This window comes from Actinomycetota bacterium, assembly GCA_014360655.1.
Classification (GTDB): domain Bacteria; phylum Actinomycetota; class Geothermincolia; order Geothermincolales; family RBG-13-55-18; genus JACIXC01.
On record JACIXC010000025.1, the window covers coordinates 1 to 19,975 of the forward strand.

Annotated in this window: 15 protein-coding genes and 1 CRISPR repeat array; of the genes, 8 read left to right on the top strand and 7 right to left on the bottom strand. The window is 55.3% G+C overall.

Translation table 11 applies throughout. The annotated features are described in order from the left end of the window. The 3 genes from H5T73_12370 to H5T73_12380 form a co-directional block, all read left to right on the top strand. Positions 1-420 (top strand): hypothetical protein (locus tag H5T73_12370; protein ID MBC7248555.1); only part of this gene is annotated, 420 nt, incomplete at its 5' end. A gap of 147 nt (positions 421-567) precedes the next feature. Beyond that, entirely contained in the window at positions 568-1,659 is a 1,092-nt protein-coding gene (locus tag H5T73_12375; protein ID MBC7248556.1) for a hypothetical protein, read from the top strand. Between the two features lie 19 nt (positions 1,660-1,678). Then, positions 1,679-1,939 carry a transposase gene (locus tag H5T73_12380; protein MBC7248557.1) on the top strand — a complete coding sequence of 87 codons (261 nt, stop codon included), beginning with the start codon at positions 1,679-1,681 and terminating at the stop codon, positions 1,937-1,939. A 5-nt stretch (positions 1,940-1,944) separates the two neighbouring features. On the opposite strand, the gene cmr6 is transcribed toward H5T73_12380, so the two are convergent. Genes cmr6 through cmr1 form a run of 7 tightly spaced genes read right to left on the bottom strand, consistent with a single transcriptional unit; the run spans position 1,945 to position 10,792 of the window. After that, entirely contained in the window at positions 1,945-3,309 is a 1,365-nt protein-coding gene (cmr6, locus tag H5T73_12385) for a type III-B CRISPR module RAMP protein Cmr6 (GenBank protein MBC7248558.1), read from the bottom strand. Then, positions 3,299-3,715, bottom strand: a complete 417-nt coding sequence (gene cmr5, locus H5T73_12390) for a type III-B CRISPR module-associated protein Cmr5 (GenBank protein MBC7248559.1) — start codon at positions 3,713-3,715, stop codon at positions 3,299-3,301. Before cmr5 ends, cmr6 begins: the two co-directional genes overlap by 11 nt. Positions 3,716-3,756: 41 nt before the next feature. Further along, on the bottom strand, positions 3,757-4,770 hold the full coding sequence (gene cmr4 / locus H5T73_12395; protein ID MBC7248560.1) for a type III-B CRISPR module RAMP protein Cmr4: 1,014 nt from the start codon (positions 4,768-4,770) through the stop codon (positions 3,757-3,759). Further along, on the bottom strand, positions 4,763-5,995 hold the full coding sequence (locus H5T73_12400) for a putative CRISPR-associated protein (GenBank protein MBC7248561.1): 1,233 nt from the start codon (positions 5,993-5,995) through the stop codon (positions 4,763-4,765). Before H5T73_12400 ends, cmr4 begins: the two co-directional genes overlap by 8 nt. Beyond that, positions 5,992-7,185: a type III-B CRISPR module-associated protein Cmr3 gene (gene cmr3 / locus H5T73_12405; GenBank protein MBC7248562.1), complete on the bottom strand. Its 1,194-nt coding sequence runs from the start codon at positions 7,183-7,185 to the stop codon at positions 5,992-5,994. The genes H5T73_12400 and cmr3 overlap by 4 nt, the downstream gene beginning before the upstream one ends. Positions 7,186-7,187: 2 nt before the next feature. Beyond that, on the bottom strand, positions 7,188-9,911 hold the full coding sequence (cas10, locus tag H5T73_12410; protein MBC7248563.1) for a type III-B CRISPR-associated protein Cas10/Cmr2: 2,724 nt from the start codon (positions 9,909-9,911) through the stop codon (positions 7,188-7,190). After that, positions 9,908-10,792 carry a type III-B CRISPR module RAMP protein Cmr1 gene (cmr1, locus tag H5T73_12415; protein MBC7248564.1) on the bottom strand — a complete coding sequence of 295 codons (885 nt, stop codon included), beginning with the start codon at positions 10,790-10,792 and terminating at the stop codon, positions 9,908-9,910. Before cmr1 ends, cas10 begins: the two co-directional genes overlap by 4 nt. 1,091 nt (positions 10,793-11,883) lie before the next feature. Here cmr1 and H5T73_12420 point away from each other — a divergent pair. The 5 genes from H5T73_12420 to cas2 all read left to right on the top strand — a co-directional run bounded on the left by H5T73_12420 (position 11,884) and on the right by cas2 (position 16,426). Next, positions 11,884-12,522, top strand: coding sequence for a sigma-70 family RNA polymerase sigma factor (locus tag H5T73_12420; protein ID MBC7248565.1), 639 nt, complete (start codon positions 11,884-11,886; stop codon positions 12,520-12,522). Between the two features lie 64 nt (positions 12,523-12,586). After that, complete coding sequence (locus tag H5T73_12425; GenBank protein ID MBC7248566.1) at positions 12,587-14,050, top strand: TIGR02710 family CRISPR-associated protein; 1,464 nt, start codon at positions 12,587-12,589, stop codon at positions 14,048-14,050. Between the two features lie 64 nt (positions 14,051-14,114). Further along, a complete protein-coding gene (gene cas6, locus H5T73_12430; protein MBC7248567.1) occupies positions 14,115-14,936 on the top strand; it encodes a CRISPR-associated endoribonuclease Cas6 in 822 nt (273 codons plus the stop codon). Positions 14,937-15,153: 217 nt separating this feature from the next. Next, positions 15,154-16,128, top strand: coding sequence for a CRISPR-associated endonuclease Cas1 (gene cas1, locus H5T73_12435; protein MBC7248568.1), 975 nt, complete (start codon positions 15,154-15,156; stop codon positions 16,126-16,128). A 10-nt stretch (positions 16,129-16,138) separates the two neighbouring features. Next, positions 16,139-16,426, top strand: a complete 288-nt coding sequence (gene cas2 / locus H5T73_12440; protein ID MBC7248569.1) for a CRISPR-associated endonuclease Cas2 — start codon at positions 16,139-16,141, stop codon at positions 16,424-16,426. 491 nt (positions 16,427-16,917) lie between these two features. After that, positions 16,918-19,795: a CRISPR direct-repeat array (repeat unit 37 nt; unit sequence GTAGAAAAACAAAAATCTCCGTTCAGGAGATTGAAAC). Positions 19,796-19,975: the final 180 nt, after the last annotated feature.

A 19,975-nucleotide genomic window follows, 5' to 3' on the forward strand; every position in this document is an offset into this window, starting at 1 on the left:
AACGTCATCCTGGGATGCCTGGAGGACCACGCCCTGCCGGTGGTCCTCACCACCAACCGGGCGGACGCCCTGGACCCCGCCCTGGAGCGCCGGCTGACCCTGAAGGTCGCCTTCGGCGTGCCGGGGCCGGAGGAGAGGGAGCGCATCTGGCGCCTGCACCTGCCGTCCGGCCTTCCCCTGGCCGAGGACGTGGACGTGGCCCGGCTGGCGAGGGTCTACGAGCTCGCCGGCGGGAACATCAAGAACGCCGTGGTGGCGGCCGCGAGGCGGGCCATCGCCCGGGCGCGGGACGCGGCCTCGGCGGTGGTCGCCATGCGGGACCTGGAGCGGGCCTGCCGGGACGAGTGCGAGGGCGGCGCGTTCTCCGCGGGCGGGAGGAGAAAGGTGGGCTTCCTGGCCTTTAAACGCTATAACAGTTGAATATGGATTGAGATATCATGCAGGTTCTCCCCCCCTTTTTTTCTCTACCTGAAATCCATGGAAGTGGGCAAACCGTGAGCTAATAAATGGTAGAATAAGGTTAACAATGAGAAGCTGCGAGAAAATCATTATATGCGAGGAGGGGGAATGACCAGGAACTACTGGCTTGACTTGTTCACGGGAAAGACATGGGAGGAATTCCTCAAGGCTGGCGGGAATGTTTCGGGCTTCAGGGAAAGGAGAGGGAAAATATGTGGGAAGATTAAGCCGGGGGATTTTTTACTCTGCTATTGCACGGGTATATCCCGGTGGATAGGTCTTCTTGAAGTAAGCGGCCCGGTATTTTACGACGACAAGACAAAGATTTGGTCGCAGGAGACCTTCCCCTGGAGATTCCCCGTAAAAATATTGATTGCCTTGAAGCCAGAAAATGCGGTTCCCATCCTGTCTCTACGCGACGAGTTGTCTTATTTCCGGAATTTGAAGAATCCCAATGCGTGGACGGGGCACTTCCGCGGATCACCTGCAAGGATAAGGCCCGAAGACGCACGCATAGTGATATCGGCCCTGAAGAAGGCAAAAGATAATCCGGTGGAAATTCCATATGACGAGAAGAAATACGGGAGAACGCCCGTAAAAATTCGGAGATATGAAACTAAGTCCGGATCCGTAACGATACCGGAAGAGGAGGAAGAGGCTGAAGGAAAAGAGGGGATAGACAAACACAGGGAAATACAGTGGATGTTGATCAAGCTGGGAAGCGATCTCGGCCTGAACGTGGCAGTTGCCCGCAATGATAGAAATAAGGAATTTAGTGGGAAGAAATTCAGCGACTTCTGCCTGGATGAGATCCCGCTTCATTTTGACGAAGCGACCAATAAGACGATCGACAACATAGACGTTATCTGGCTTAAAGGAAATTCGATAGAGGCCGCATTTGAAGTAGAGCACACGACGTCCATCTATAGTGGCATACTTCGCATGTCCGACCTTATCTCTATGCAGCCGAACATCAAAATAAAATTGTATATCGTAGCGCCGGAGGAGCGTCGAGAAAAAGTCTTCAAGGAGATCATGCGGCCCACATTTGCTAAGATGGAACCACCGCTATCGCAGTGCTGCAAATACATCTCTTACTCGACGCTAAAGAAAAAGATGGAAGAAATAAAAGAAGTAATACAAGATCTGAAGCCAAGTTTTATCGATAAAATAGCCGAATCGTGTCCTGCGGAGAATTAGGGATAGCGTCAAGAGATTTGTGTCCAGAGACCCAGCCTTCCTCAAGTACCCGGAGCAGTTGCGTCACTATATCTACACCGACAACCAGCTGGAGAGGGTGGGCAAAGAGATGAAGAGGAGGGCCAGGATCATCGAGGCTTCTCCTCGGAGGAGAGCCTTCTTTCCGATCTCCACCTTATCCTCAAGAACGGGAACGAAAGGCTTCAGCAGAGGAGGCTCCGGGGTTTTGCCAAATTGTAGTTGGAGGAGGAAGGCCATATGTCGGACGCGAATTTCATGACGCTATCACGAAGAACATTCCGGTTCAGAAATCAGCTTCCTCAAGAAACCGTAACCAACGGACGTCTTGGCGCCTATGCCGTGCTTGAGAAGCGCATCCTTGACCCAGTCGGAGATTCTGCGGTTTCCAATCTGCTTTTCTAGCACATAGCCATAGCGCTTTTCCGCCATGATGGCGAACTTGAAAGGGCTTCCCTCCACGGTCAGGAAATGAACCGGTATGGGGCTCATGCTGTCAACCGGCGGCTCCTGCTTCGCATAATATCCCGAAAAATGCGGGTTCATGATGTCCGGCCTTATTTTTGGCGGCTTGACCGGGAAGGCGTCCAAGAATATCACTTTGCCCTTCTTCGACTGGTTCCCGAACACCTCCCTTACCCCGTCGAGCTCATCCCAGCCGGCGTGCAGCTTTTCAAGCAACGCTTCGCTGGGCTTGACCACATCCTTGTCGCGCCTGACGGTCAGGCCGATTTGGAGCGCCTTCAAGGCCTCATCGATACTGACCCCTTTGTCTGCCCGGTATTTCTCGAGGTCGGGCATATCGACGGCCTTGTCCAGCACGGCCAGGTTGTCTTCCGGGAAGAAACCCGAAAGCAGGGTTGTTACGATGTGGTGCCTCGTGACGCCCTTGATGGCGCTGCCTGGGATATAGGGGAACCCGTAGATATGGTGCAGGGTCATGGATGTTTCGTAAACGCTCTCGCCGCCTAGCCCCACCACCATCCTCCATTCCGGCCGCAGGATTCCGATCTCCACCACTTCATATTCCTCGGCAGAACGCCGACCGTTGTCCAACCTGTCCAATAACGCTTGAAAGTCTATCCCCCCATATCCTTTCGGCTCAACACGTAGTTTCTTGCCGGGTTTTCCGCTCCTGGGCTTCTCTTGCACGAACAACCTGAAACCCTTGTTCTCTTCTTTTTCCAACAACTGTGCGGCTTTATTGAGCAAAAGATAATAGTTATCTATATCATCCCGGTTTCTTATGAGTCCCCGGGTGTCCTTCGGGAGTTGGGCATTCTCGGCTTTCCACACATCGACATAATAACTCCCGCCCGCAGCAGTTTTTCCGCCGCGCCCTCCGCCCCATTGCTGGCCTTTTCGCGGAAGCTGTTGTAGCTGCCGATATCCGCCATCCTTTTGTGGTTTTGACTCCGCCGCCTTCTTGGGATATTCCTTGCCGTCTATGAAAAGCTTTTGTACGGTGCCTCCCGGCCGCTCTATCTCGCATTCCTTCCCGTTGAGGCTGTCGTCTTTGAAGGCGTATGCGGAAAGCGGTATTTTTTTACCGCCTACCTCTACCTCCGCGGAATAGCCCTTCTTGGCCTTCTTGACAATAAGAATGCCCTTTTCCCTCACCTCAAGATTCACCGCCCTCGCCCTCGATAATACCGTCCGCGAAACGGCGCAGCCAGTTCAGCAGCGACAGCGCCTCCGCAGTGGCCACGCGGTAGTCCTTGCTATCCAGGTCGATGATCGATTTAACCAGATCGTTGCCGCTTTGGATGACGGAATTGGGACATTTACGTAGCCAGTCTCCCAACTGCTCGTAGATCATGTCGTACGCGTTCTTTCCTTCATCTTTCGAACGCTTCGACTTGACGAAAGCGAGCGTCTGTCCGAGCCCGTTGGTCTTGATCATCACGGGCAGCTTTTTCACATACGACTTATAGTCTTTTGCTTTATCGCCCAGTTGCTTAACGGCTCCCGTTACGTAGCCGTAAGCCTCCGAGGCACGACCCTGTTCCAGGGTCTTTACGAGCGGTTTCTCGGCCAATTCTCACACCTCCGGGAAGCTCAGGCGCACCAAGCCCTTGCCTATAAGTCAGGGCTTTGAGCTTGGCAATCCATGGTCTCTTCTCTATCCGGGAAGCTCAGGCGCACCAAGCCCTTGCCTATGGTGGCGTTGCCGCCGATCTGTATGACCTCAGGGACGCCCCTCCTGAAAAGCTCCAGGACCAAGGTCGCTTCGTCCTTTCCCTCCTGCTTGAAATAGGCGTCCTTCGCGTCTTTTTTCTGGTACACCGGCGCGGCGAGGGCAAGGGTGTAGAGGATGCTTTCCTGGGGCAGGTATTCCTCGTAGAAAAGCGCGCCCGAAGCCACGGTCCCCGTATCGGCGTCGATCCTCGTCCTCGCCACCACCTCGGTGGAGAGCTCGACGAAGTCGCGGAAATCGTCGTCCGTCAGCACCACTAGGCTGTTTCGCATCTTTTCCATCCAGTAGGCCAGGAGATCGCCACCGCCGCCGCCTGTCTTGAACATGGTTTCCGCCAGCCAGTCGGCGAGCTGCGAGCAGGAAGCGTCCTTCTTCACCGGGAAGGTGTATTCTTCAAGGACGACCCGGATTTCTCCATCACGATCGAATATCACCCCGCTTTGTTCCGTGACGGTGTTCTTGGGAGGGGACTCCGGCAACTTGATGCCCGCGAGGCCTAACTCATCGCGCAGCCGCTCCAGGACGTGCGGGCACGTTATCCACGCGAACACGCCTTTCATGGATTTCACGGGGAAGGCGATAAGGCGGCCGTCGGTAAAACCCAGCGCCCCCGAGTGAAGGTCGCCCTGTTCGGGTCCGAACACCTGCTCGATCAACTTCTCTAGCCTATCGTTGTCCGCCGACCCGTTGCCAATGAGAGACTTCAGCTTCTCCTTCACGGCCGGGCTTTCGAACGCCTCCCTGAGGCAGCCCTTGATCCCCGAGGATTCGATCTTGGGGAACCCCGTGTGCTTTTCCCTTTGAATGGGCAGGTCGACAAGGCCAAGCTCCGTCCCGCTTCCCACGTGCACCGGTGACTCCGCGAGCATGAACACCGGCAATGCTTTCTTAAACATATTCCACCTCCATGGATGTACTACGCTCGCCCTTTTCGATTGTAACCGGTTTATAGAGTGTTTTGTTGAAGATTTTTCCGGCGTCGCTTCTTAGTAAAGCCCTTAACCTGTCCACGTATTCGGAGTCGGCGTTGTGTACCTCGCTGCCTGTATAGAAGGACGCGATATGGAGGTCCATCTCGGAGGCGCCGTAATCCGTTTCCCATTCGTCACGGCTCCATACGATGCGCGCCTCTTGGCCCTCCGTCCTGGTCTTGTAGCAGTGAAAGCCGTCCGGAAGATCGAGGCCTTTCAGTGAATGCCTGAGGTCGGATTCGCTGCTGCGCGCGAGAAGCTTCGCCCTCAAGCCGGAGAGAGTCCTGGCAAGCGCGCGCCTGTCGCCCACGTCAAGCCGATCCCACTCCCTTTTGGCATGTTCGCTAAAATACACGATCTCCCGCCTCGTCCTATATCGCCGCCACATGATCGTCCCGAGCGCGCTCATGGACAGTAACCCATCCGAGAATTCCACCAGGGCATCCAGCTCAGGATGTTTCTTCACGGGATCTCCTCCCGGACACTCGATCACGCCGTTCTTTTCCAGCTCGGAAAGTAGTCCGGCGTGAGCGTCGAAGACGGCCCAGGCGATGTCCATGGGCGCCTGCGGGATCTCTATTAAAGCGTCGGTGTTCTCGAATATGTAATAGAGGCGTATATCGTTTAGTTGGCCGAAGATGGTCAGGAGGGGGATGGTGGCCTTGAACCCGCCTGTCATATTGATAACCATGTTGCCCCCGCATTCATCATGCAGACGGTAGAGCCGGCGGAGGAGGTTTTTCGATCCCTCTTCCCTGTAAAGCCCGGCGTCCGCTACCTGCAATCCCTTTATGGTGTCCTGCTCGCGGTTATAACGGGACTCCACCCCGATGCCGCAACCCGTCTCGGCGAGCAGGTCCGCCGCCACCATGGAAAGGACGGTATCGGTAGATATAAGCCTGATAACGAGGTCGTCTCTCAGCCTGTCTCGCAGTTTCAACACGCTTTTCGTCTCCGCTGATGCCTCCTGGGGTTTGCTCACGAGGAATTCCTTCAATGGCCATTTCAGCTTGTTGATGCGCTCGGCCTTCGTATCATACGCCGAGCCCGGCTCGTCTCGCAGGACTTCATAATGCTCCCTTATATCGCGCTTGCCCTCGAGGTAATTCTCGTAGAGGGAGATGCCCACGGTGGTCACCACAGTCTTCATTCCATCGCTCCCACGAAAGACAGGCCGAATCCCTGTTCGGGACAGTCATCCGAAATGTTCGCGTAATCGAAGCGCCGCAGGACTTCCTCAATGTCTCCCTCCAGGATCTCGAAATAATAAACGCTCCCGGCCGGCACGGCCCTGCGCATGGGCTTGGGCACGTTGCGGTGGACGTCCCAGCCGCCGATATGCAGTGGTTTCCCTATCCCGGCATAGAGAAGCCTGAGCCTCAGTCCAGCAGGCTCTATCTTCCCTCTTTCGCCACGGTCTACAAGCTCTATCGCCCCTCTTTCGCCACGGCCTAAAAAGAGGCTTGGCAACCAGCCATTTTTGAAAATCGCATGGGTGGCGAGGTAGAGCTTAAACCTCTTGCTTTGCTTGATGCGCGACTTTATATCGTTAGATTCCTGCTTGCTGCTGCGCGGCTGTTCGACGCCGTTCAGTTTCCGGACCGTGCAGGGCTTTCCGTCCCCGCCCAGGCGCACGAAAAATCCGTCAGGGTAATCGTTCGCTCCCTCGCAATCGACGAGAAACGATGAACTTGTGATCGACCCATCGCGGTTCCTGAAACCAAGCCGGTGCATGTTTACGCGGTAAAGGAAACCTTCTTGGGAAGCGTGCGTTGCCGCGTCCCGCTTTATGCCCAGTTTCGGTTCCTGCATTACGACATCGTGTAGGGGATAGCCGTGGTAATCGGAGGCCGCGCATTTCAGGTATTCCCTGAACGAGGAAAGGGAGATGAAATAGCCCGAGCTGTCCTTCATGAGCGAACCGCTTTGCGGAAGAAGCATCAGCTCCATGTCCCTGTTCGGAGGCAACAAGCACGGCAGGCTCTTTTTCGGAGCCGGCTCGAGTCTGAGCAGGAGGTTTTTCCTGTTTGGGTCGTTGGGGTCTTTCTCCCTCCCCAGGTCCAGCGGAGCGGGAAGGAGCGTCTCTTCGCCCATTCTCAGGAATACTCCCTTGAGGGCAAACGATCCCGGCTCTTCCGGAGTACCCACCGCCTCTTTCATCTCCCCCGCGGCAAACCTTTCGAGACCACCGTTATAGGCGATATAGGCGCTCCTCAAAGCGCCGTAAACCGTCGAAGGCGGGGGCGGGAAAACGCTGCCCGCCATGGCCTCGTCTCCCATGGTGAACGGCTTGCCGTCTCTGAAGAACAACGGGTCGAAGGGCGTTATCTCAAACATCATGATCATGGCTCCCTGGCGATAAAGGCCGCCGTCTCCAACATCGATATGAAATTGCCCAGGCTCCCGGCGTTTAGGTAAAGGGACTTCAACCCTGCGGTCCAGCCCTCGATCAGCGCGTCGCGGCGGACATCGTCCTTTTTCCTGGATATGAAAGAACGCTTGAGCAACCTGCGCGTCTCCGACGCGATCATCTCGTCCAGGTGCGGTATCCTCTCTTCCGGGTTGAAGCGCTGGAAGGTTTCCTTGAACTTGTAGACGAAACGGTCCGAAAAGCCTGCTTCTGATTTGCTTTCAGCCCCCTTGAGGGCGTCAGCCAGTTCTTTGAGCATCGCCGCCGTTCCACCCTTTCGGAGGATATCGACTCCGTCCTGGTAGAACCATTTCCACGTGGTCTCCATCCTCTCCCCGCTGCCCTTCAACACGGTTATGCTGAAGGCGTTTTTACCCGGCAGCGATTTGGCCTTCTCCTCGGCCTCGCGCACCGCCTCCATGACCATACTGAGGGGTGTCCTGTAATGGGATATGCATACTCCCATCGAGGCCGTCGCACCTGGCCCCATGGTCAAGAGGATCCGCTCGTCCCTCTCCACGAACCCCGATACGCAGGCGGAAAAATCGACCTTTTCGAGGCTTCCGTCGATGTGGCCCGAGAATGCTCCCCTTAGTCTCGTCATCAGGTCGAAGAGGTCATCGAGGTTGACCAAGGCGAGGGCATCGTCGCCGCCCGCATATATCAGGTACCCGTCATGCTTTACCGTCACCAGCTCTTTTACCATCACCTGAGAGTAATCCTTCAGCGCCGAGCTTATGGTGGCGTGCATGGCGGGGGTGAGGGGGCGCTTCTTGCGCTCAAGCTGCGCCTTGAATTCGGCATCGAGGGTCTGCCAGACCCGTGGATGGTATATCTCGCCGTACAAAGGGGCGAGCTCTCCGGAAAGCCACTTGCCCATGTCGTCTCCATCCAGTTTTACGACGGCGTAATACTTGGGGGTTTTGACCTTTTTCCCCCTGAGCAGCTTTTCTAAAGCGTTCTTGGCCGTTTCGAGCATCCCGACGTCCAGCCCGTTCTTCTCGAAAAAGCGCTCCGTTAGGTTCTCCTCGTACAGCAATTGGGGATCGTAATCGTCGCCGAACAGACTCGTGTACTCTTGATATGCGTTCTCTTCATGCAGGATGTTTATCGCTTTTCTCAGGGTGACCTCGGCGATGGACGGGAATTCCACGATCGCTTGCTTGCCCAACTCACGCCGGAAATACCTCTCCGCGCCGCGCTTGCTGAAGCAGACGGCGCAGAGCCCTTCTCCGGGCTGGAGGAATTTCGGCGTCACCTGCGAGTTTTCGACGTCGAAGATAACCGCGTCCCCGTTGAACAGCTTTGACCGCCGGAGCCTGTCGTCCTCAAGGGCTTCCTCGCCCAGGCCCTTTTTGTAAAAGAGGACGTTGCGCTCGCCGCACAGCGAGCATTTCCTGCCCTGTTCCGTGAGCTGTTCGAAATAGTTCATGTTCTTAAGCGAGCCGGCGGTTTTCTCGCAGAACGAATACAGGAGGGAATAGACGTTGCCTATATTGGGCGAATACTCGCCCTCCTTCTCCGCGAAGCCCAGGACGCTCCTCATAGCCTCTATCGATTCGGGGTCGAGGTATTTCCCCAAGCTATCTATCGCGACTTGCCAAGCCTTGCTTTCGTCGTCGTCTTTGAACCATGGGAGAAAGACCCAGTAGGCGTTGAGTGATTTCTTGAGCTGTTCCCGGAAGCCGGGCGGTTCTTGGATCCCGAACTCCTCCAGCACCGTGTTGCCGATGTCACACAGCGCTTTCTTTACCAGCGCGTCGAGATCGCAACCCAGGTTGCGCAGTTCCTCCTCGTCCTTCTCCGGGATTATGGCGAGGGTCCTGTTGGGAATGCTCGGCGCCGTGAGCTCCCCGGCCGCGCTGTTCTCCACCTCGATGCCCAGCCTAGCCAGCCAGATATCCGCGAACGGCTGCCCGTGGATGTCCGGGAAGATCACGCAATCCGGTCCGTACAGGTCCGAGATCCTCTCTATTGCCTTCCAGTTAAGGAAGGACAGGAGGTAGCTGCCCCAGAAGAGGTCCTGGGCCTTCCTGGCCTCCGCTATAAAGCGCTGCGCCCCCCCGATGGAGAAGAGCATGAGAGAGCAGTTGCTCAGCAGCAGGCTGTCCGCGTACCCCGACCTGCTGCAAGCGGAAGCGATCTTGCTGTGCTCGAAGATGGAGTGGTCTGGCATCCTGGTATCGGCGGGCGCCAAAGCCCAGAGTTTTCCCTCGAATCCCCCGCAGTGTTTTACGACCTTGGGTTTGAGGTTTCTCCAGAGGTCGAGGAACCGGGTCTTTTCGTCCTCGTATTCCTTGCCGGCAAGCTCTTCAATGGCCTTGTCGGCCGCATCGATGAACCTTTTTTTATCGACGCCCTTGATGCACTCCGCTCCCTCAAGCTCGCGGCCCGACAGGGGATGCTTTATGCACGGGTCCTCCAGGAATTTGACCTGCATAGCCTGGTTCCTGGATGCGCCCTTGGGCAGGAACGCGCGCTCCATCGCCGAGGCGATGTGGTCGGCCGCCTCCACTCCCTCTATTCTCACCCCTAACCTTTCCGACAGCTCGGACGCCCTTCTTTCGTGGCTGATGCCCTGCATGAGTATAAAGGGCTTGTCCACGGGATCGTGCAGGTAAGCCGCAAGCTTGCGAGAGAAGGTCTCTACGCTCATAGCGCTCCTTTGAACTGCTCCAATTTTTTCAGGTCACATTGCTTATAATGTTTCGGGTATTGAGGGTTGAGGGTCGTGACCACGGGCGCGTACCCGCTTCCGAGCTTTATTGCGCTCACGTAAACGGGAGAGGCCATTCGCGGGCTTGCGCTTCCGAGCGACGGGTCGCTGTGGTCATGTGTCGCCTGGCCGATCCTTCTCACCAAAGCTTCCCAACTATCGTCCATCCGGCCGATGAATATCTCCCTGATCCACGGGTAGCGCCCACCTCTCTTCTGGGCGTCATCCCCCCTTGCGATGACCCTCTCCCTTCTGCCGTCCTCTCTTATCTCGAACCCCGAGTCCCCAGTGATTGCTTGCAGTTTATTGTATATGTGTTCCATGAGCGATTGTCGGTCGGAGAAACACCAATCCGTCTTGACCACGCTCCCAAAGCCGCGCCGGCTGCGCTTCCCTACCCCTCCGAGGAGGAGCGCCAGCTCGAGGATGTCAGCATAGAGATCGAGGTTTCCTCTCGCATGTAAGTGAAGCTCGAATTCCCGACCAGGGCACAAGCCGGGGATTTCAAAAGCCTTATTTCCTGAAGAAATGTGAGGAAGAGGCTGGTATTTTTTTTGCGCTAAATCGCCTTTTGATATTGCCCTTATGGTCAGCGGCGATCTGCCCGCCCCCTCCGCGCTGCTCCCGAACAGCCCTGCCTCTTCGCGGTAGAGCTTTTCGACATCCTTTTCCGCGACCGCGGCCCTCCACCAGTAGCGCATGCATCCCTTGAACGAGGGGGCACGCAGCTCCGGGGTTTCGCCGTCAGCACTGCTTAAGAAAATCGGCGTGATTATCTCGAGATGGAACACCTTGGATTTGATGCTCGTTGTCTCAGTCAAGCCAGCCTCCCCTCGTGCCTAGCGCCGGAATGCGGTGCGCACTGCGTAAAAGCCCGTTTCTCCTGCCCCACCCGGTGATGAAATCCATCGCTGTCATTTTAACAAACCCCTTACCAAGATTTCCACCATGTTTCTGAACCTGGGCAGCATCTTCACCTGCTTACCTGCCCCGTTCGGTTCTTGCGCAATCACCCGACAGCCTGCGATTGCGGTTCGCGTTTCCCGGCTGTCCGCTCTCCGCTACTTTTACTTTTCCCCTGCGTTCGCCTCCGAGATCACCCGCTGCCAACGTTCAACATTCTAAATACGCGCAGTGACAGGATCTGTAACAGTTTTTCGGCAAACTGATTCATTGCCCATTTCATGCATGTGGTTCCCCTTCCCCTGCCGTAACCGTGGCCCGGGGACTTAATTGCTATCTAGGCAGGTATCTGCCACATCGTGTCCGGGCATTTCCCGGCAGTGGCGGGCGGAGCATATTTTCTTCGCGAGCCGTATGTAACAGATGCGGATACCATTCGTAATAAGAGCGAAAACGTGAAACGAAAGCAAAGATGGAAGCGAGAAACCGCATACGACGCCGGGCCGGCGGCGCCACGCGGCGCTTAAGGGAAAGGAAGGCTATGGAGAGTGACTGCGAATAAGGCCTACTCGGCATCTGGGGTTGAAAAGGCGGTGCCCGCGGCGGGTTGCGGGGCGCCGCCCCAGCCGCCTGTTGTTCGCATGGGGTCGGTGGGCGATCACGAGGGACGTGTTTGGCCTGCTCGAGCCGGTCGCTATCAATACCCCTTACGCCAGCCCGTGTTGACGACGACACCCGAGCGGCAGTAGACTTTTTGTGCGGCCTTCGGGCCGCGTGAGAGCCGCTGTATCGAGTGGCGCTTCCCTTGAGGCGCCGATTGCGGATACGGTGGCGCTTTTGCTTTTCGCACCTTGAAAAGAACGTAGGCAGGATGGGCTGAGCGTGCGATTACCCCGCAACCGCGGCGAGTGGGAGCGCCGTTGTGCTTCCGAGAGAAGGAGGTAATCGCATGCGCACGACAATAAAAGGCAAATTACAACCGGGTGGCAAGGAGGGTCAAACCGGCCTGTTGCCTTCGGGCGGCGGCGATCATGCATGCGGAGACGCAGCCCTCCCGTCCGGAGACGGGGAGCTACTGCTGTCACTTTATCGGGAAGAGCGGCCGTTCCTGCTTCGCGTCATCAAAAACAACCCTTACTGCCTCGCGGGCATGGAGGAGGACATCCTCCACGAGGCGGTGGAGAGACTGCTGGAGAAGGTGGGCAAGGATCACAAGGGCTGGGAGAGCCGCGCCCACTGCCGCAATTCCCTCCTCGTGACGGCGAAGAACCTCGCTATAGATCACAGCCGCAGGGAAGCGCGCAGGTCCAGGCTGTTCCTGTACCAGGCGGAGTTGGTCCGCCATGCGAGCGGCGAGCGCGAGGAGGGCGAGCCGTTCCTCGATTACGAAGGGTTGGTGGCGCGTTCCGGCAGCGATAACGGACCCGAGGATCTCCTGCTACGATCAGAGGATTATTCCCGCGTCCGGGTGATGCTGGAGTCCTTGGAAGAGGAGGAGAAACACCTGCTCTTCATGCGCGAGGAGCTGGGGCTCCCCTGGGAAAAGGTTGCCGCCGTAGTGGGGACGAGCCCTGAAACCCTGCGCGTGCGCTACGCTCGCCTCAAGGCCAGGCTCCGCCGCGCTTTCCGGGATGGGGTGGGAAGCTGATGGATTTATGGTATCCTCAAGGCAGAGTAAGCCTGCTGTTGTCAGCTTTGGCGGGGTGAGCGGAATGGGCCGGGAGGACATGGCTTCCCTGTGCGAGGAATGGGAAAGCCTGATTTCCAGCGGTCGCAGGAAAGAGGCGGAGGAGCTTTATTGGCGGGAACTCTTCCCGCTGGTGCGGAAGGCTTTCCGGCAGCGGTGCAAGGATTTCACCGGTCGTTACGATGCCCTGATCATGACCGTGGGCACTACCCCCCAACCCCTCATCCTCACCCTGGACGCGGTACGCCCGCGCAGGGTCTTCTTCATATACACTTCCGACACCGAGGCGCACCTGGCGAAGGTGATACGCGAGGTGGACTTCCTCCGTGACCACGAGGTGCAGTACGACCGCGAGAAAGTCGATCCCGACGACCCCGAGGAGATATACGAGAAGATCGGCAGGCGCTGGCAGGAATGGTCTCGCGAAGGAGAGCTGAACTGCGCCCTTGACAACACCGGGGGCAAGAAGTCCATGGTCAGCGCCGCGGCGGCAGCGGCGAACTTCCTGGGCATCGATCTGCTCTATGTGGATCACCGGAAATACCTGCCCGATTTTAGGATCCCTTTGCCAGGGACGGAATACCTCACCCATCTGCCCAATCCCTACATAACCTTGGGCGACCTGAAGATCCGCCAGTGCCTGGACCTGTTCAACGCGGGGAGCTTCGAGTCCGCGGAAGAGAAGCTGAAGGAAGCCGGAGAGGAGATCAAGGGAAAGCGGGCTCTCCCGGTGGTGGCGAGGGTGAACATCCTCCACGACATCGTGCGGGGGTTTTCCCTCTGGGATCGTTTCCACTACGGCCTGGCCCACAAGGAGCTCAAGAAAGCGCTTGAGTCCGCCCGCAGGTATGAGCTGGATTTAGATATAGAGGGGCTGGAGAAGAACCTCGTCGCACTCGAAGCCCTCTCGCGCGAGGGTAGGGGAGGCAGCTTTTTCGGGATATTGAGCAAGCACCCTGATTTCGGGCTACGCCTGGCGGTGGACCTCTATTGCAACGCTTCAAGGAGGGAAAGGGCGGGGGCTCCCGACGACGCAGCGGTCAGGCTATACCGCTGCCTGGAGCTCATCTCCCAACTGCGGTTGGCTCAGACCCCGGGCGTGAACGGAAGGGGGTTCGGCACCGAAAGATTCGAATGGGACAATGTGCCGCAAGCGGTTAAGGCGAGATATGAGCAACTGGCGAGGGCTGTTTTCGGGCATGATTACGTGCGAACGCCCCGCGATGTCGCGTTGATGCATGGACACCTGCTGCTCGCGGCTTTCGGGGACCCTTTGTGGCGGAAAGCCGACGAGGAGGACTTGAGGGCATTTCACAAGACGGTGAACAAGCGCAACGACCTCATGCTCATCCATGGAACCAGGCGGGCAAAACCGCAAGACGTCGAAGAATTCACCGGCTGGGTGGGAATGCTCCTGGACGGCCTCGCTCGCCTCATGGGAGAGGACCTGGGCGACCTGTTGGACCAGCACACCTTTATCTCCCTTTAGCGGGATTGCGGCCGGTGGGGCCACCGGCGGCGCAGGAGTTGGTTAAGGATTCGGAGGTTGAGGCTTGGGTTTGCTCATGGAGCTCAGCCTTGAACTCGAGGTGACCGCGGCGGTGGAGATCACGGCCGGGGGCGGCCAGCGCTTCAACGCCCTCTTCCTCGACTTGGTGAGGGAAGCGGACCTCTCCATGTCCACGCGACTGCACGACATGAGGGCGCCTAAGCCTTACACCGTGTCCCCTCTCATGGGAGAGATGGAGTCCTTGAGCGGAGGCAGGCTGAGATTGAGAGCGGGAAGGCCTTACGCATTACGTTTCACCATGCTCGACGACAAACTTGTAGCCTTGTGGGATGAGGAACTGCTCCCGGGATTGCGGGGGCGCCGTCTGCGCCTGGGGGACGCGGAATTCACGGTGGCGGAAGTCAGGAAAACGGTCACGGACGCCGACGACCTCTACCGCGCATGCATCGTGAGCAGGAAGGAGCCTCCTCGCAAGCTCATCCTGAGGTTCGTGAGCCCCACCGCTTTCCGCAGCGGCGGTTATAACGTACTCTTTCCTGTTCCCCGCCTAGTATGGCAAAGCGCCAACCGCGCTTGGTCGGCCGTTTCCCGCGTGGATCTTGGCGATAACCTGCATGTCCTGGCGGAGGAGGGAGTGCGGCCTGCGCGCTTCAACCTCTCCACCCACATACTTCACTTCGACCGCTCCCGCCAGGTTGGCGTGGTGGGTCGCTGCGAGTACATGCTAAGCGCCGATGACGAGGACCTGTGCCGCGCCTTTCACCTCCTCGCGCGCTTCTGCGAATACTCCGGGCTGGGGATGAAAACCACCATGGGTATGGGCCAGGTCCGCTTCGGTGACGGTCGGAACGAGAGGGGCGCCTGAGCAATCCGGCCTCTATGACGAAGCCGGCCTTGTCCTTAATGCGGCTTTCATGCAAATGCGACCGTGGTGACGCCTGTGCCTCGCTTTCCGTGAATCACCCTTCACTTTTTGGGTCGCAGGGAGCCTTCGCCTCATTCGCGGTATCTTGTAGCGAATCGCTCCCCAAAGCGTATTATCAAGTGCCCGGAGCTAAAGGAAAATGGCGATTCTATATATATTGGAACAAGGCGCGAAACTGCGTCGTAAAGGGTCCCGCATCGTAGTTGAAAAGGACGACGAGGTGATCGCGGACGTCCCGGGCTTTAAGCTGGACCAGGTCGTGGTCTACGGGAACGTTTCCTTTACCGTGCCCATACTCGAGTACCTCTTGAAGGCGGACGTCGGGGTATCCTTCCTGAGCGTGCGGGGGAAACTCAAGGGGCACCTGTGGCCGGCCTTTTCGAACCACGGCCTTCTGCGGCGCGTGCAGTTCCGAGCTACAGAGGATGCCTGCAAGTGCCTGGATTTGGCCAAGGCTTTCGTGCACGGCAAGGCGCACAACCAGAGGATATTGCTCCAGCGCCATCGCAGGCGTAAAGGCCTCTCGGTCCTGGACGCTCCCATAGAAGCCCTCAAGCGTTCTCTTATCGACCTACACCATGCGGATACCCTGAACGAGGTCCGGGGCATAGAGGGACGCGCCTCCGCGGTCTACTTCGCCGGCTTGCGGGAGCTGATTCCCGGGGATTTCTCCTTCCCGTGCCGTACCCGTAGGCCACCGCGCGATGCCGTGAATGCGCTGCTCAGCCTCGGCTATTCCCTGTTGCTGAACAACGTGTGGTCGGCGATTGAGGTTACCGGCCTTGATCCCTATCAAGGTTTCTTGCACGCTGATCGTTACGGCAGGCCGTCTTTAGCCCTGGATCTAATGGAAGAATGGAGGCCGGAGCTGGTCGACTCCCTTGCCGTCGGGTGCATTAACAAGGGTATATTTACGCTTGGGGATTTCCGAGAGGAGGATGGGTCCGTTTTGCTGAACGAAAAAGGGTTGAAGGAATTCATTGCCAGGTACAACCGGAGGTTGTTCTCTGAATTCCTCCACCCCGATCGGGAGGCCCCCGTCAATCACCTGGTGGCTTTCCAGTTGCAAGCTCGAAGGTTGGTGAGGGATTTGCAGGGTGGGCCTCCCTACCGGCCCTATCTTTCACGATGAGGTCTTAGGGATGCAGGTCAAGCATTTCGTGGTGGTGGCCTACGACATATCCGATGACAGGGTGCGCAACAGGGTTTACAACGAGTTGAAGAACTATGGTGACCATGTACAGCTTAGCGTGTTTGAATGCCTGCTGGACGAGGAAAAATACCAGGAGTTGAAAGCTGAGCTGGAGAAGGTAATAGAGGACCACGAAGCAACCGTGCGCTTTTATAAGATATGCCAGTCGTGCGTGGAGCGTAGCGAAATCATCGGAGACGGGACCTTTGCGCATGATGCCGATATATATGTGGCGTGAATGCAGAAAAGGTAATACATTAACAATATGATGAAGGAAGGGGGTCTGTGTTGAATTAAGCTTTCCGGAGGTAGTCCGTGGGCAACTTTTCATGGAGCTTGAAAACTTAATAGTGGTCTGATAAAAAGAGGCCTTTTGGGGCGGGTTGCTGCAGCGTTGATCTCGTCCACTCCAAGCAATGCCACGGAAAATCCACGTTAGCCTGGGCAAGGCGATTAAGGCTAAAAGCCCCGGCCAAGGGGCATAAGCGCCAGGGTTTCGACGACCCCCGGGGAATCCGAAACCCCGGGGGTACGTCGCAAACTTTGGCGAAAAACATTCTTTTGAGTAAAATACCTGTATATAAGCGATCATAGCCGCGATTTACTATGAATATGCATGAAGATGGAGTGAATATATGGGTAAATTTGTGGGTAATGTTTGTGGTCGTTTTTCGGGGTCATCGATTTTTAATGTAAAATACCTCTTAAAAGGGTATCATTTATGCGGAGGTAGAAAAACAAAAATCTCCGTTCAGGAGATTGAAACCTGGAGTGGCTGCTGCGGGGAGGGGAAGAGGCGGAGGACGTAGAAAAACAAAAATCTCCGTTCAGGAGATTGAAACCGTGCGATACTCAAATCCATAGTCTTTGCTCTCCCAGTAGAAAAACAAAAATCTCCGTTCAGGAGATTGAAACGATCGATCAATATTATGCGGAACATACGCCATATGCGAGTAGAAAAACAAAAATCTCCGTTCAGGAGATTGAAACCATAAGAAATTATTGAGCGACCGCGCACCCCATCAAACGTAGAAAAACAAAAATCTCCGTTCAGGAGATTGAAACCTATTAGGCACATAGCTTTCCTCCTCCCTATTTTTCTAGTAGAAAAACAAAAATCTCCGTTCAGGAGATTGAAACACGGGAGGGGCGGGAGTAACTGTAGTCGCTCGCCCCCGTAGAAAAACAAAAATCTCCGTTCAGGAGATTGAAACGCTCGACTGGAACGAGCGACCAGAGTGCCGCAGACAGGTGTAGAAAAACAAAAATCTCCGTTCAGGAGATTGAAACCTTCTTCCAAAAGCCGATCCAGAATCTTCCCGGCATGTAGAAAAACAAAAATCTCCGTTCAGGAGATTGAAACCACGCATATGATGGTATCGAGCCATGATCCATACCAATAGTAGAAAAACAAAAATCTCCGTTCAGGAGATTGAAACGATTGCGATTGCGATTGAATCCATCCTTCCTCCCTTCCGTCGTAGAAAAACAAAAATCTCCGTTCAGGAGATTGAAACCCATCCCTATACGATCGCCGAATATGAATTATATCACCCTGTAGAAAAACAAAAATCTCCGTTCAGGAGATTGAAACGCGAGGAGTACCTGAGACGCAAGAGGGCGTTCTGGGGGTAGAAAAACAAAAATCTCCGTTCAGGAGATTGAAACGAAACGCCTGTACTCGATATCGATTCTCGGGAAAAAGGTTGTAGAAAAACAAAAATCTCCGTTCAGGAGATTGAAACGCGAGGAGTACCTGAGACGCAAGAGGGCGTTCTGGGGGTAGAAAAACAAAAATCTCCGTTCAGGAGATTGAAACCTCCAAGGCCAGCATGACAAACAGCGGCTCTATCTCCTGTAGAAAAACAAAAATCTCCGTTCAGGAGATTGAAACCTTGCTCAGGGGCATGTGGGAGTGGCCCCGTTACTGGAGTAGAAAAACAAAAATCTCCGTTCAGGAGATTGAAACCAGTACGTCCGCCCTCCGTTTCTCTTTCTATACAGCGTAGAAAAACAAAAATCTCCGTTCAGGAGATTGAAACTGTCAAGAAACACCGTTCTCGTAATCACTTCTCGCCGTAGAAAAACAAAAATCTCCGTTCAGGAGATTGAAACGGAGCGGTACTGATCTCGTCGAGAAACAATAACCCCCGGTAGAAAAACAAAAATCTCCGTTCAGGAGATTGAAACATGCCCTGACTTGACTTTTCGGCAGCGGGAGCTCGGGCGTAGAAAAACAAAAATCTCCGTTCAGGAGATTGAAACGCGAAAATGCTCAAGAACACGAGGCCACCTACCCCCGAGTAGAAAAACAAAAATCTCCGTTCAGGAGATTGAAACGCGTGTAACCGTCCGTGGCCACAACGATTACCTGCGGGCGTAGAAAAACAAAAATCTCCGTTCAGGAGATTGAAACGAAGCGGCACGGGCCAGCGGGATTCACGCTTTCCGGGGTAGAAAAACAAAAATCTCCGTTCAGGAGATTGAAACTCCATTTATCCCTCCACTCTCACCACTCTTGCCCATTCGTAGAAAAACAAAAATCTCCGTTCAGGAGATTGAAACTGCCATACTGGAAGTCATGCAGAAGGATGAGCGGATGGTAGAAAAACAAAAATCTCCGTTCAGGAGATTGAAACGGGACTACGATGTACCCTTTGCGGCCCAACTCTTCGGGGTAGAAAAACAAAAATCTCCGTTCAGGAGATTGAAACCATATTGATGTAATGTGAAATGGGGGCTATGATGTCCGTAGAAAAACAAAAATCTCCGTTCAGGAGATTGAAACGATACTCCTCGGGCCAGACAAAATAGTCTACCGCCCGGGTAGAAAAACAAAAATCTCCGTTCAGGAGATTGAAACCCTCAAAGTCAATCCAGCAAAAGCGTATATCTCCAGGGTAGAAAAACAAAAATCTCCGTTCAGGAGATTGAAACGGGGCGGTGATATGCCGCCTGGAGCGAGGAAGGGCAGGGTAGAAAAACAAAAATCTCCGTTCAGGAGATTGAAACCGCCCCTCGAGTTTTCGCGAAGCGATTCCCGCCCCCTGTAGAAAAACAAAAATCTCCGTTCAGGAGATTGAAACTCCATTTATCCCTCCACTCTCACCACTCTTGCCCATTCGTAGAAAAACAAAAATCTCCGTTCAGGAGATTGAAACTGCCATACTGGAAGTCATGCAGAAGGATGAGCGGATGGTAGAAAAACAAAAATCTCCGTTCAGGAGATTGAAACTAGATGCGCGATCAGAATCAGGATGGCCCGCTTGATCCCCGTAGAAAAACAAAAATCTCCGTTCAGGAGATTGAAACGGGTCGGTAGACGGGAGAGGGCGTATCTCGGCTGTATGTAGAAAAACAAAAATCTCCGTTCAGGAGATTGAAACTAGCACGCTTGGGCCTCCTGCGTCACGAAAGGAAATCGGGTAGAAAAACAAAAATCTCCGTTCAGGAGATTGAAACCTTTGCCAGAATCCTCATGGATACTGGCTTTTTCCTCGTAGAAAAAAATCTCCGTTCAGGAGATTGAAACGATTTCAGTTCCTTCGCCAGAACCCGCATGGATACTGGGTAGAAAAATAAAAATCTCCGTTCAGGAGATTGGCTAAAACCAAGCCATGACACTGGAACGGATTTGTCACCCCCCCGTGCTACATTGAGATACTTGCCCGAGGGGCAGGAGCCTGCAAGAGGCATACACGCAAAGGATGTCGAGGGGGTGAGCGTCATGGTCGGCAAGGAATACGCGAGCAGGGACATCGACGCGCAGCTCCGCTACATGGAGGCC

What these genes read in the sequence shown, in the direction of transcription:
- cas2 (MBC7248569.1), top strand. Translation starts at nt 16,139, where the DNA reads ATGCAGGTCAAGCATTTCGTGGTGGTGGCCTACGACATATCCGATGAC.
- cmr3 (MBC7248562.1), bottom strand. Translation starts at nt 7,185, where the DNA reads ATGATGTTTGAGATAACGCCCTTCGACCCGTTGTTCTTCAGAGACGGC.
- H5T73_12375 (MBC7248556.1), top strand. Translation starts at nt 568, where the DNA reads ATGACCAGGAACTACTGGCTTGACTTGTTCACGGGAAAGACATGGGAG.
- H5T73_12400 (MBC7248561.1), bottom strand. Translation starts at nt 5,995, where the DNA reads ATGAAGACTGTGGTGACCACCGTGGGCATCTCCCTCTACGAGAATTAC.
- H5T73_12425 (MBC7248566.1), top strand. Translation starts at nt 12,587, where the DNA reads ATGGGCCGGGAGGACATGGCTTCCCTGTGCGAGGAATGGGAAAGCCTG.
- cmr4 (MBC7248560.1), bottom strand. Translation starts at nt 4,770, where the DNA reads ATGTTTAAGAAAGCATTGCCGGTGTTCATGCTCGCGGAGTCACCGGTG.
- cas10 (MBC7248563.1), bottom strand. Translation starts at nt 9,911, where the DNA reads ATGAGCGTAGAGACCTTCTCTCGCAAGCTTGCGGCTTACCTGCACGAT.